General features: G+C 35.5%; 12 protein-coding genes. 5 read left to right on the plus strand and 7 right to left on the minus strand.

All coding sequences use genetic code 11. The features are described 5' to 3' along the window. Positions 1-444 precede the first annotated feature (444 nt). Together purS and K6119_RS17565 are read right to left on the minus strand one after the other, a co-directional pair. Positions 445-696 carry a phosphoribosylformylglycinamidine synthase subunit PurS gene (gene purS / locus K6119_RS17560; protein WP_221835053.1) on the minus strand — a complete coding sequence of 84 codons (252 nt, stop codon included), beginning with the start codon at positions 694-696 and terminating at the stop codon, positions 445-447. Then, on the minus strand, positions 680-1,528 hold the full coding sequence (locus tag K6119_RS17565) for a CDP-alcohol phosphatidyltransferase family protein (RefSeq protein WP_221835042.1): 849 nt from the start codon (positions 1,526-1,528) through the stop codon (positions 680-682). Before K6119_RS17565 ends, purS begins: the two co-directional genes overlap by 17 nt. Before the next feature lie 210 nt (positions 1,529-1,738). On the opposite strand from K6119_RS17565, the gene K6119_RS17570 reads away from it, so the two are divergent. From K6119_RS17570 to K6119_RS17585, 4 genes are all read left to right on the plus strand, one after another. Continuing rightward, positions 1,739-2,851, plus strand: coding sequence for a putative type IX sorting system protein PorV2 (locus tag K6119_RS17570; protein WP_221835040.1), 1,113 nt, complete (start codon positions 1,739-1,741; stop codon positions 2,849-2,851). Then, the gene (porU2, locus tag K6119_RS17575) at positions 2,852-8,005 is read left to right on the plus strand and encodes a putative type IX secretion system sortase PorU2 (protein ID WP_221835038.1); all 5,154 of its coding nucleotides are present in this window, start codon (positions 2,852-2,854) and stop codon (positions 8,003-8,005) included. 63 nt (positions 8,006-8,068) lie between these two features. Then, complete coding sequence (locus K6119_RS17580; RefSeq protein ID WP_221835036.1) at positions 8,069-8,590, plus strand: hypothetical protein; 522 nt, start codon at positions 8,069-8,071, stop codon at positions 8,588-8,590. 94 nt (positions 8,591-8,684) lie between these two features. Next, positions 8,685-8,858, plus strand: a complete 174-nt coding sequence (locus K6119_RS17585) for a GldL-related protein (protein WP_221835034.1) — start codon at positions 8,685-8,687, stop codon at positions 8,856-8,858. Between the two features lie 6 nt (positions 8,859-8,864). Here the strand turns inward: K6119_RS17585 and K6119_RS17590 are convergent, their stop codons facing one another. After that, on the minus strand, positions 8,865-9,632 hold the full coding sequence (locus tag K6119_RS17590; protein ID WP_221835032.1) for a M15 family metallopeptidase: 768 nt from the start codon (positions 9,630-9,632) through the stop codon (positions 8,865-8,867). On the opposite strand from K6119_RS17590, the gene ctlX reads away from it, so the two are divergent. Then, positions 9,631-10,548, plus strand: coding sequence for a citrulline utilization hydrolase CtlX (gene ctlX, locus K6119_RS17595; protein ID WP_221835029.1), 918 nt, complete (start codon positions 9,631-9,633; stop codon positions 10,546-10,548). The genes K6119_RS17590 and ctlX overlap by 2 nt on opposite strands. Here ctlX and K6119_RS17600 read toward each other — a convergent pair. Genes K6119_RS17600 through efp form a run of 4 tightly spaced genes read right to left on the minus strand, consistent with a single transcriptional unit; the run spans position 10,541 to position 13,095 of the window. After that, entirely contained in the window at positions 10,541-11,131 is a 591-nt protein-coding gene (locus tag K6119_RS17600) for a hypothetical protein (RefSeq protein WP_221835013.1), read from the minus strand. The genes ctlX and K6119_RS17600 overlap by 8 nt on opposite strands. Beyond that, positions 11,124-11,765, minus strand: a complete 642-nt coding sequence (locus tag K6119_RS17605; protein WP_221835011.1) for an alpha/beta hydrolase — start codon at positions 11,763-11,765, stop codon at positions 11,124-11,126. The genes K6119_RS17600 and K6119_RS17605 overlap by 8 nt, the downstream gene beginning before the upstream one ends. Beyond that, positions 11,755-12,486: an alpha/beta fold hydrolase gene (locus K6119_RS17610; RefSeq protein ID WP_221835009.1), complete on the minus strand. Its 732-nt coding sequence runs from the start codon at positions 12,484-12,486 to the stop codon at positions 11,755-11,757. Before K6119_RS17610 ends, K6119_RS17605 begins: the two co-directional genes overlap by 11 nt. Before the next feature lie 42 nt (positions 12,487-12,528). Beyond that, entirely contained in the window at positions 12,529-13,095 is a 567-nt protein-coding gene (gene efp, locus K6119_RS17615; protein ID WP_221835007.1) for an elongation factor P, read from the minus strand. Positions 13,096-13,102 lie beyond the last annotated feature (7 nt).

Genomic DNA, 13,102 nt, shown 5'->3' on the forward strand with positions numbered 1-13,102 from the left:
ACCAAAATATGATGAATTTGGTGACAGAATTGTAACGGGTGATCGCAAGATTGATTATGTCAAAAATATGATCAATGTTTGTAGGGTTACTACCAATAAAATAGGAAGTGGGATCAGAATAAATCAATCTGCCATCAATGAAATCAAAGAACTAATTCAAAGAGTTCATGATTTTAAAGAGTTTTTTAAGGCCGAAGATTTGGGATCAAGAGCAGGAGAATTAATCAATGAAATAAAATTTGGTCCTTCTTCAAATTATAATTTAAGATTACACGGATCCTTAGCAGGATTTGTGATTTTGTTTATTATTCCAATTATAGGTTGGGGAGTTTTAGCCTATATGTTCTTCAGTGTAAAAAAGGTAAAAAAGGACATTTCAGCGCTTCAAAGTAAATTGGAAGCCCTAAATCAATTACTAGAAAATCCTGAATTAGAGAAAATGCTCTAAGCTTCTTCTACTGTAAAAGTAAAAGACTCCATAATTTGATTAGCTAACAACTTTTTACAAGCTTCTTCAGTTTTTGCTTCAGCTGTTGCTTTTGAGTCAGCCTCAATAAATAAACGGATGTGTTTTCCAATTCTAACACCTGAAATTTCGCTTAAGCCAAGGTTTCCCATTGATTGAGTTACAGCTTTTCCTTGAGGGTCTAGCAATGCTTCAAGTGGCATGATATCGATTTCAGCTTTGAATTTCATTTTTGTCAGATTTGGTTATAACGTTATTAATGATGGACAAAACTAGGTATAATAAGATAATTAATGGCAATGCCCACCAGAATAAAGTTGCCAACATTACCGCCGATAATGTTAAAAAGATATACCTGATCTCATTGCCTTTCCATCCAAACTTCTTGAATTTGAGAGCAAATAATGGGATTGGAGCAACCATTAGTATGGAGAGGATTATTGAAATAGCTACCAAAAAATAGGGGTGAATTAGAAGTGCTGCAATAGCAAGTTCTGATTGACTAGTTATGTTTGAAGTTATTATCGGAATTGCAGCAATAAAAATGGTCATTGCAGGAGTAGGAAGTCCAATAAAACCTGATGTTTGTCTTGTGTCTAAATTGAATTTAGCCAAACGAAACATAGCGAATATTGGAATAATCAAGGCAAAAAACTGAATGGGCTGAATAGTCAATAGATGAGAAGTAGATATATCCACTATTTCAGTACCAAAGTTGAAGTTGTCAACTTGCCAATTGATATTTAAAAAATCACTAGAATTGTTAATATATTTTATGATGGTCCTATCATAATATAAGGGATCTAGCATTGTGTAAATCATGATTCCTGGGGCAACGCCAAATGTCACCATATCAGCCAATGAGTCTAGTTGTTTTCCCAATTCGCTGGGTACTTTTAAAAGCCTAGCAACAAATCCATCTAAAAAATCCAGCAAAGCAGATATAAGAATGCAAAATGGAGCGAGTTCAATATTTCCATTCAGGGTTAAAACAATTGCTAAAATCCCTCCAACAAGGTTTCCGGCTGTAAACAAATGCGGTATTAAGCGTCTAATTGCCATAGTACAAAAATGTACATTTTATTGGATTGTTGATTCATTTACCTAGTGACTGAAAGAAAAATTAGTTCCACTCAACGAAAATAAAGTGATTAAAACAATCCTTTTTGTACTTTCAAACGTAATAATTTAAAAGCATTGAAGACAATTTTTAAAGGCTTTATGAGTTTATACTTTCGTCCTTATTAATTGTTAATTTTACGCTTTGTCGTTATGAAGAAATCGATTGTCGCTATAATGCTTGTATGTACTGGGTTTGCAACCATTGCTCAACAGGATATTACACCTAAGTACTCCAACGAGTTCTTGTCTATTGGTGTTGGAGCATCCGCTTTGGGTAGATCCAATTCAATTGTAGCTGGTGTAGATGATGTGACAGCAGGTTACTGGAATCCAGCTGGTTTAACAGATGTAAAAGATTTTTTGCAAATAGGAGCCATGCATGCTGAGTATTTCGCAGGTATTGCCAAGTATGATTATATCGGAATCGCTAAACCAATTGATGACAAAAGCACGGCCGGTTTTACCTTTATTCGATTTGGTGTAGATGACATTCCAAATACTACACAGTTAATTGACGCTTCGGGTAATATTGATTATGACAAAATCACCACTTTCACAGCAGGAGATTATGGTTTCCTTTTTTCATATGCCAGAAAAATGCCTATTGAAGGATTAAGTGTTGGCGGAAATTTTAAAGTGGTGTACCGACATGTAGGAAACTTTGCCCGTTCATGGGGATTTGGTTTAGATGGTGGAATCAATTATCAATTAGGTGAGCATTGGAGATTTGGTGCAATGATAAGAGATTTAACTACCACTTTTAACGCCTGGTCATTTAATTTGGATGATCAAATGATTGAAACCTTCCAGCAAACCGGAAATGATATTCCTGAAAATGGATTGGAGATTACTACAACTAAATTCATTTTAGGTACACAATTCAAAACCAATCTTGTAAAAGAATTTTATTTGAGCACTGAAATAGATCTTGATTTAAACACAGATGGACGTAGAAATGTTTTGATCAGAACCAGCCCTGTGAGTATTGATCCGCATTGGGGAATTGAAATTGGATATGGAAAATGGGTGGCATTGCGCGCAGGATTTGGTAACTTACAATGGATTAAAAACACTGATTTAACAGAATCACTCACTTTTCAACCAAATATTGGAATTGGAGTAGGCTTTAAATCCGTAAAAATTGATTACGCATTTACTGACATTGGAGACGCTTCAGTTGCGCTCTACTCACATGTTTTCTCTTTGAGATTTGGTTTGTCAGATCCTAAAGAAAAAGAAAGCGGTGAGTCGTCACTGGAATAGATGAAAAAAATAGTTGCCATATTATCTTTCTTGATAAGTGGGTTGGCTTTTGGCCAATATCCAAATGATTGGATTGACTATTCTCAAAAGTATTTCACCTTTAAAGTTTGGCAGGATGGGGTCTATAAATTAGATTACGCAACGCTCTCTGCTGCTGGTGTACCGGTGTCTACAATTAGTCCGGATAACTATCAGTTATTTGGGTTTGAGCAAGAACAACCTATTTACATTCAAGGTGGAGGAGATGGTTCTTTTGATCCGGGAGATTATATCCTGTTTTATGGAAAAAAGAACAATACTTGGATGGACTCACTGATGTATGATGATGCCAGTTATATCGCCAACAAATATTATCCTCATTACAACGATACGATTAATTACTTCTTAAGCTGGAATACATCTACCAACAATGTTCGTTACCAGCAAGAAACGGACGTTAATTACACGGCATATACACCTTATCCTTATTTCTTAAAAAGAACCTTTAATGAGCATCACAATAGGTATTTAGAAGGATGGAAAGTACAAGGAATGTCGTATTCAAGGTATACTACTGCTGAAGGTTGGTTTAGTAATGCTTTCAATGCGGTTACGGGTACTTCATATTTGGATGATTACATTGCAACTCCAAATCCATATACAGGAGCTGGTGCGCCTTTAGTTATAGGAGAATCTGTAAGTGCCAGTTCCAATAATGCTTCTCATGATGGTTCAGGAAATCATCACTTAAGTGTGCAGTTTACTACTTCTAATATACAATTATTGGATACTATTTATTCTGGTTACCAAACAACTAAATTGGACTTTACTTTTCCGGCTAGTAATCTTGGAAGTAGTACAACTAAAATAAGACATCAAGGAGTAAATGATTTGGGAGTAGCTTCAGATTATCAATCTGTTGCTTATGTAGAGCTTATTTATCCACATACTACCAATTTGGGTAACGGAAACTATATGGAAATGATAGTTCCTAATCATTTAACTGAAGCCAAAACAAGATTAGATCTCACAAGTTTTTCTGCTACAGAACCAATGGCTTTAACCTTTAACAATGGAGCTAAATTATTGCCGGTTACTGATAATAGTGGAACCTTTCAAGTTTTAGTACCTAATAATTCACAGGGAGATAGTACTGAAATGGTAATTTTTGATGCTGCTACTTTAAGTTCAATTTCCAGTTTACAGGCAATTAATGGAACAGGTTACTTCCAGGATTTAAGTAGTTTGAATTTTGAAGAAGCTTATATCATTGTAACTGGAGATAAACTTTGGTCTTCAGCAAATGACTACAAAACGTACAGATCAAGTGCTTTGGGAGGTTCACATAATGTCTTATTACTAAATGAAAGAGAATTGTGGATGCAATTTGGTGGTGGTGTGGGTAAACATCCTTTTGGGGTAAGAAGATTTGTGCAATATGCCTATGAATCTGCTACAAATAAACCCACTCATTTGTTTCTGCTTGGTAAAGGAATCCGTGAAGGAAATGAAAGTGTTGCTTCTCCGGCTGGTGTAAGACAAAGTGCTGTGGCTTATGAAGGAAGTATTGTTCCGTGCTATGGTTATCCGGCTTCTGATGTGTTTTTAACTTCTCATTTATCTAATAATGGTTTTGAACCTTTGATTCCAACAGGAAGGTTAGCAGCAAAAAGTAACCAGGAAGTAAGCGTTTATATTGGAAAAGTAATAGAGTTTGAGGCAGAGCAAGATTCAAATTCAGTTTACAATATGAATGAAAAACTATGGCAAAAGCAAATTTTACATTTTGGTGGAGGTTCAAATGTTCAGGAGCAAACGCAATTCAAACATTATCTAAACATTTATGAAGGATATTTAGAAGGGCAGTATTTTGGGGGAAATGTAACTTCATTTTACAAAACTGTTTCTGATCCAATTGACCCTGTTACACTTTTTGAAGTGACAGACTACATAAATCAGGGTGTTTCAATTATGACCTTTTTTGGTCACGCTTCTGCGGATGGTTTTGACCAAAACGTTGATGATCCAAATAATTGGGACAATAAAGGTAAATATCCATTGGTGGTAGGAAATGCTTGTTTAACCGGGAACATATTTGAGCCTACCGCATTGAGTACTTCAGAAAAGTATGTGTTAATTCCTGATAGAGGTGCCATAGCCTTCTTATCTAATGTAAAACAGGCGTATTCAAACTCTTTGCATGATTATTCAAATAATTTGTTTTACGAAATAGCCAATCCTCAATATGGTGAAAGTATTGGCCAATGTACCCAAACTACTGTTGATATAATGGATAATGGAGTACTTGGATTTGGAAAGGAAAATGTGATGTTGCAGATGACTTTACATGGTGATCCTGCATTGAGAATTAATCCGCATAATAGACCGGAGCTTGAAGTGAATAACACAAGTATTTTTGTAACTCCAGAAGCAGTTGACTTAAGCGTAGATTCAATAGATGTCAACGTTATCATTTATAATTTAGGTAAGTCGGCAACAGATACTTTCGCAGTTGAATTAACCAGAACTTTCCCAAATAATGGAGGTGATTCTCTTTACACAAAATTGGTAGATGGAATAGACTACATAGATACAGTAGTATTTACAATTCCGCTCTACAACAATGTAGGAATAGGGTTAAATGAATTTGCAGTAGCAGTAGATATCCCAAGTTTAGTTGATGAACAATATGATGAGGTTGGAAACAATCAAATATCAAAACAAGTGATTTTTGATGTGGATGGAATTTATCCTGTTTGGCCATATGAATTTGCTGTGGTTCCCAAAGACACGGTTACTTTAAAAGGTTCAACAGTTAATCCATTTGCCGCTATAGGATCATATAGATTTGAAGTGGACACTACAGATGAGTTTAATAGCCCGGAACATAGATATGCAGAGATAACATCAATGGGTGGTATCATTGAAGTTGAATATGACCAATGGTTAAATGTTGGTTCTGATATGCCTGATGAATTGATTTTACAAGATTCAATGGTTTATTTCTGGCGTGTTACATCTATTGATACAGCTTATTATTGGATAGAAAGCTCATTCCAGCATATTCCAAATAAAACAGGGTGGGGACAGGATCATTTTTTCCAATTTAAAAACAACGATTTCTTGTTTTTGGATTATGATAGACCTTCTAGAAAAAGGTTGTTTGGACCAGCCTTTAGGTTAATAGATTGTGATGTTTATGGACAGGCAACCTCATGGCTAGAAACAGCATTTACATTGTATCATATTGATGGAGAAATAGCGGAGTATAACTTTTGTACAATTACCCCGCAGCTACTAGTTTCAGTAATAGATCCAACCACATTGGAACCATGGGGAACCCTCTGGAATAATGGGACAACAACTTATAATCCAGGTCATAATTTTGGAAACCACAATAATGATGGGGGATGTAGAGACAGGGTAGAATATCATTTTTCATATTGGCAAACAAGTCCTGCTGAAATGGATGCATTTGATAATCTCATTAATAATGTGGTTCCGGATGGATATTATATTTTGATTTACACTGCGCGATACGCCGATTTCAGCGAATGGGATAGTCAGAATTTTGCAACCTTCAATTCACTTGGAGTTGATAGTACAGAGCTAGTAAACAATGGAGATTCTCCTTTTATTTTGTTTACTAAAAAAGGAAATACTTTAGGCAATGATTATGCAGTTGTAAATGGTGGAACCAACTTCGTTTTGGGTGATACCATTAATTCAGATATCTCTCAAGTTGATACCTTATGGGGATTTGATTATTTTGGAACAGAAACTTCTCCGATTATAGGTCCTGCAAATGACTGGTCAACACTTTATTGGAGATTAGATTCAATGGAAACGCCTACAGAGGATTCTACTCGTTTAATACTTACTGGAATTACTTGGGGTGGAAGTAAAACTGTTCTGATGGATTCATTAGTACCACCTTATGATTCAATTGTAAACTTAAATACTATGGTTGATCCTGCTGTTTATCCATATATACAGCTCTCTGCTCACAAATGGGATAAAACAGGATTTACACCTGCGCAATTGGATAGGTGGCATGTCTTGTATGAAGATGTCCCTGAAGCGGCTTTAGACGGAAGTGCTGGAATTTACTGGATACCCGGAGATTCTTTACATGAAGGTCAAGATTTGGCAGTGGCATTTGATATTGATAATATCTCTGATTTGGATATGGATTCCTTACTCATTAATTATTGGATAGAAGATGCTGGGCACAACCTCATTCCAATTCCTTATCCAAGGCAAGATTCATTGCGTGTTGGAGGAACTATTAGAGATACTATCTCATTAAGTTCACTTGGTTTGATTGGATTAAATAGTTTCTGGGTAGAAGCCAATCCATACATCAACAACAATCAAACTGATCAAATAGAAAAGTATCACTTTAATAATGTAGGACAGATTCCATTTAATGTCTTGGCTGATGACGAGAATCCTATATTAGATGTCACCTTTAATGGATATCATATTTTAAATGGAGATATAGTAGATCCGTATGCAGAAGTAATTATCACATTAAAAGATGATAATGAATACCTGATCATGGACCAGGAATCTGATACTGCCAATTTCAACATATTCCTAACTGATCCAAATGGTGTGCAAAAGAGATTGGATTTTAGAAATTCATTAGGTGAACCTTTAATGGAGTGGATTCCGGCGGATGCAGCCAGTAGAAAATTCAAAATAATACATCAAGGAAATTTTGAAGACAACGGTACTTATCGACTATTGGTTCAAGGTGTTGATAAATCGGGTAATATTTCAGGTGATTTGGATTATAATATTGAATTTGAGGTTGATCATAATTCATCTATTACCAACCTGATGAATTATCCTAACCCTTTCACAACTTCTACCCAATTTGTTTTTACACTAACAGGTTCAGTAATCCCGGATGAGTTTACCATTCAAATAATGAATGTGACAGGAACAGTGGTAAGAGAAATTACAAGAGATGAGTTAGGAGATATTCAAATTGGAAGAAATATCACTGAATTTGCCTGGGATGGTACGGATGAATTTGGAGATCAATTAGCAAGGGGAGTTTATCTATATCGAGTGATTGTAAAAATCAATGGAGAAGAGGTAGATCATAGAGAATCAGGAGCAGATGAGTATTTTACCAAGTCCTTTGGTAAGATGTATAAATTATAATTTTTTGTATCTTTTTGGGTGACCTTTTATTTTGTGAAGGGATATAAGGTAAAATCAAGAACTATGAAAATTCAAATTCCAACTCCTTGTTCCGAAGATTGGAACAAAATGACTCCAACAGAAAAAGGTGCTTTTTGTGATAAATGTGCTTTTGAAGTGATCGATTTTACTAATCAAAGTCCTGAAGAAATTAAAGAAACATTAAAGGCTAGATCAGGTCAAAGAACTTGTGGACATATTGCCCCGGTTCAAATGGATATGGTTAATTCCAATTATCATGTTTGGGAGAATCAACCTGTAAGTATTTTTAAAAGTAAATTCCTTTACGCTTGCTTGATAGTATTTGGTATGACGCTTTTTACGGGATGTCAAGATAATGGACCTGTGCATGATGTGGGTGAAATTGAAACCATTGATACCGGAATGGTGGAAGAAGATACAACTTCATCTTGCGGTGGGGATGATATCATTGATGGAATGATTGAGCCGGTTGAAGGTGAAATTATTATGGAGGATGATCATAATGATGAAGGTCACAACCTTGATGGACAGGTTAAAGGAATGATCGAAGAAGTGGATGAATAATCCTATCCAATCTGCATTTTGAAAAAATAATTCTAAAGCTTGTTACTTTTTAAAGTTTTGTGAATTCTAGAATAGAATCTAAAAACTAAGAAGTATGTTAAAAAGAGTTTATTCGTTTGGCGTAGGCGTAGGTCTATTTGGAATCTTATTCAAAGTATTACATTGGCCGGGTGCCGGAATTTTGCTAGTGACGGGAATTTCCCTTGCAGCAACTTATTGGATTATTAAGGCATTTGCGCCACAAAGAAATGAGCTGGAACATATTTAGTTCCAGCTATTCAATAATTTGATATAGCTCTTTAGCCTTTGCTCTGTTGTAACGGTTAAAGTGCCACCATTCGGTTTGGATGTTCCAAAAACCTCCAGCCTTCATTGTTTCTCTCAACAATTCTCTGTTTTCTAAATGCTGTTGAGACAACATACCAGAATCTAAATATGCTTGCTCATGTCTTGGGTAAGCTATTTTTCTGGAATCATCATAGCCAGCTCCCATATCCAATGCCTCTCCATCAATATTGGCAATCGTCAAATCTACTGCGCATCCATAATTGTGAATAGAACCATTTTTTGGATTAGACACGAACTTTACCTTCTCATTGATGGGCATATCTAAAATGTCCCACATGTATTGTTGAACAGAACGAGGGCGAACTGCATCATATACCAAAATTGACAAGCTTGAATCTTTTGATTTTAAGTATGCCTGACACTTAGCTAAATCTTCTGCTACCGTTGGCTGTAGATATGCTTTGCCTAAATATCCATAAACATCCTTTTCCATGAAATTATCCGTGCTTGAATATTTCAAATCAACCAAAATACTTGGATCCACAGTTTGAATATCTACCAAGCCTGCGTCTATGATTTTTTGCTCTAAAGTGTCTACTATATAAGAAGGCTCTTCAATTACTTCAACAGTATCAATTTCTGTTGTTATGGTAGAATCAACTATTGGTTGATCTTCTTTCACTTCATTTTCCTTACTTTGGTCCGAAGAACAGGAAGACAAAATAATCACTGATAGATATATAAACTTTTTCATGTCAAATTCAATACAATCAAATATACCTAATTTGCTTTTGATGGTTCGTCCTAAAAGTTTTGGATTTAATTCAGAAACAGCTCATACTAATTTGTTTCAGCATCAATTTGATATAGAAAATACTGCAGAATTGGCAAAGAAAGAGTTTGATCTGATGGTTGAAAAGTTGAAAGAAAATAACATTGGGGTAGTCGTCTTTGAGGATTTGGAAGAAGGTTTGCCTGATTCGGTTTTTCCTAATAACTGGATCTCTCATTTTCCGGACGGCACTTTAGCAATCTATCCAATGTTAACACCAAACAGGAGAGCTGAAGTTAGAAAGGATATTATTGATTGGTGTAAGTTGAATTTACCACATCAAAAGTTGATTGATTTGTCGTCATCCTGGCAGAATGACAAGTTTTTGGAAGGAACCGGTTCTATTGTTTTTGATCATGCTTCAAGGAAAGCTTATGCTTGTATTTCTCCCAGAACTGATTTGGAATTATTGAGTAGTTTATGTACAGAAATAGGATATAGCAGTATCAGCTTTGAAAGTGTGGATGTAAACGGAAAGCAAATTTATCATACCAATGTTATGATGAGTATTGCAGAAAAGTTTGCCCTGGTTTGTTTAGAATCAGTAGAAAATTCAATTGAGAAAATGATGTTGTCTAAGTCTATTGAGCAATCAGGAAAGGAGTTAATTGATTTAACTTACAGTCAGCTCAATCATTTTGCGGGTAATGCTTTTGAAGTATTGTCCAATGATGGAAAGTCATTTTACTTAATGAGTGATACGGCATTTAATTCTCTCAATACTGATCAGTTAAGTGTGATATCTGAGTACAGTACAGTGCTGCATTTTAATATAGACACCATTGAAAAGATAGGAGGGGGCAGTGTGAGGTGTATGGTGGCCGGAATGTTTAGTTAGCCAGGTAGTAAGTAAATCCAACCCTGTAATAGATCGGAATATCCTGAAAAACTTTAATTAAAGGACTGTTTACATGATCGATAAAATCATAGTAAAATGAAATGTGCAGGTACATTTTTTCAAATCCTCCCGCATATCCAGCGCCTAGCAAAAAAGCCGGAACTGTAGCTCTGTCTTTGTTTTGAGGAGTTGTAAAATCTTCAGCATTGTACAAATTGAACTCAGTTTGAAGCATTAAATAAGGGAAATTTGGGTTTCTATATCTCAAAAATGCACCTCCTCCAAAAGCATGGGAACTTATTGAATTTCCACTGGCAAAAGTAAGTCTGTAAAACTGGTACATGGTTGAAAATCCACCTGATAAACCTTTGTAAAATTCATAACCAACAAATGGTCCCAGGTAGATAAAAGTAGCATCTCCAAAATTTAAGGAGAGATCACTTCCGATATAGGTGTTCTTTTTGAATTCGTACCAGTCAAACTTTGTTGAGTCTTCTGTAGTTTCTGATGCCTCTTCCATGTCATATTGAGCGAATGACTGAAAGGCAGTTAGAATGCAAAAAAATGATAGTAACCTAATCATTGATAATTTTTAAAAAGGTTTCTTCATGGATGTTGTGGTTACCTTCAAATGTAAGCATTTCAAACTGTATGTTCAACGATTTGAGGGCATTATAATGTTCTTCAACCTTTTCTGGGCTATAATATTCATCATTATTTCCAAAGACGAAATAGTTTTTAGATTGATGGAATTTTTCGGTGTATTCCTTTTCCATATCAGGAGGAAAAACTGTAGCCCAAAGCACAAATTTATCGAAGCTGTGCTTACCATATGCCAACCATCTGCTGGCTGTAGCTCCTCCTTGCGAAAAACCGATTATCGTGATGGATGAAAAGTCACACTGTTTTTTAAGTTCATCTAATAAATCATCCAAATAATTGATGTAGTCTTTGATGTCCGTTAATCTATCTTCTTTGGTCATCCAGGATGCACCAACTCTCCCATCTGTTCCACTTTGATAAAAGCGGTGCAATCCTTCAGGGCAAACAACCACAAATTTGCTAAAGTCTGCACCATTAAATTTTCGAATAAAAAACTGAGCCAAATAGCCATAACCGTGTAATGCAATAATTAGGTTTTTACCTTCTGTAAATTCTCCCAGCGTAAAATAACGAGCCGTTTTTTTTATGGCAATATGATGTTCCTTAGTTTGCATTTATAAATTCTTTGACAGATTTTAATACTACCGCTTCTTGTTCTTTGAATGGAGCGTGCCCACAATTTTCAGGTGTTAGAAAGTGACTTTCTCCGGTAGTTGTGGAAACTATTGTATCCACCTGTTTTAATGTACCATACTGATCATCTTTTCCTTGAATGATCAATTGAGGTGCAGTAATTTTAGGTAGCAAGGCTGTGATGTTCCAATCTTTAAATGAATCATCTAACCAGATATCGTTCCAGGCATAGAAAACTTCTTTATAACGTTCACCATGATATTTTTTTAATGCTTCCATTTTACCTTCAGATAGCCATGGACGTGCTTCTTTGACTCCTTGGATAGTTTCAGGTTCATTAAAAACATGGGCCGCTTCAGTAATTAAAGCTGAAACATTTTCAGGATGAGTTGCGGCATAAATAATGGCGATTGAGCCACCATCCGAGTGTCCGTAAAGAATAGGGTTTTCAATTTTGTGGAATGCTAAAAAATCTGCTAGTTCTTCAGCTGCTTGATGTAAGTATTTATTGGTTCTATTGGTAAGGTCTCCCGGTGATTTCCCGTATCCTGATCTATCATATACAATACCATTGCATCCAACTTCATTGACTAATTTCTCAGGATAACCTTTCCACATTTCAATACAACCTAAACCTTCGTGTAAAAACACAATGGTTTTATCTGCTGTTTGATCTCCGATCCTTTTAAAATGCAAGTTCATTAATCAAAAAACCATCTACTAAAAGCAGATGGTCTCAATTATTTAATCTTTAATTCTTTCGGAGTATTCACCTGTTCTGGTGTCTACTTTGATTTTATCTCCGGTATCTATAAACAAAGGAACTCTTATCTCTGCTCCGGTGTCAATAGTTGCTGGTTTTAAAGTATTTGTTGCAGTATCTCCTTTTACCCCTGGTTCAGTATAGGTAACTTCCGCATCAATAAATGCAGGCAACTCAACGGTCAAAGGCATTTCTTCATCAGCATGGAACTGAATAGTACAAATAACCCCTTCTTTTAAATACTGAGGATTCTCAATCATGGATTTATTGATGAACACTTGCTCATAGTTATCAGTGTTCATAAAGTGATATCCATCTCCTTCTTGATATAAATATTGATATTGTCTTGTTTCAATTCTAACAACTTCAATTTTATGACCTGCAGAGAAAGTGTGATCTACCACTTTACCTGATTCAATGTATCTTAATTTTGTACGTACAAAAGCAGGACCTTTTCCCGGTTTTACGTGTTGAAACTCTACTACTGTGACTAATTTACCATTAAGGTTCATGCACAGTCCATTTTTAATATCAGAGGTTGTTGCCATAATTAGT

The sequence above is a fragment of the Paracrocinitomix mangrovi genome (assembly GCF_019740355.2).
GTDB lineage: Bacteria > Bacteroidota > Bacteroidia > Flavobacteriales_D > Crocinitomicaceae > Paracrocinitomix > Paracrocinitomix mangrovi.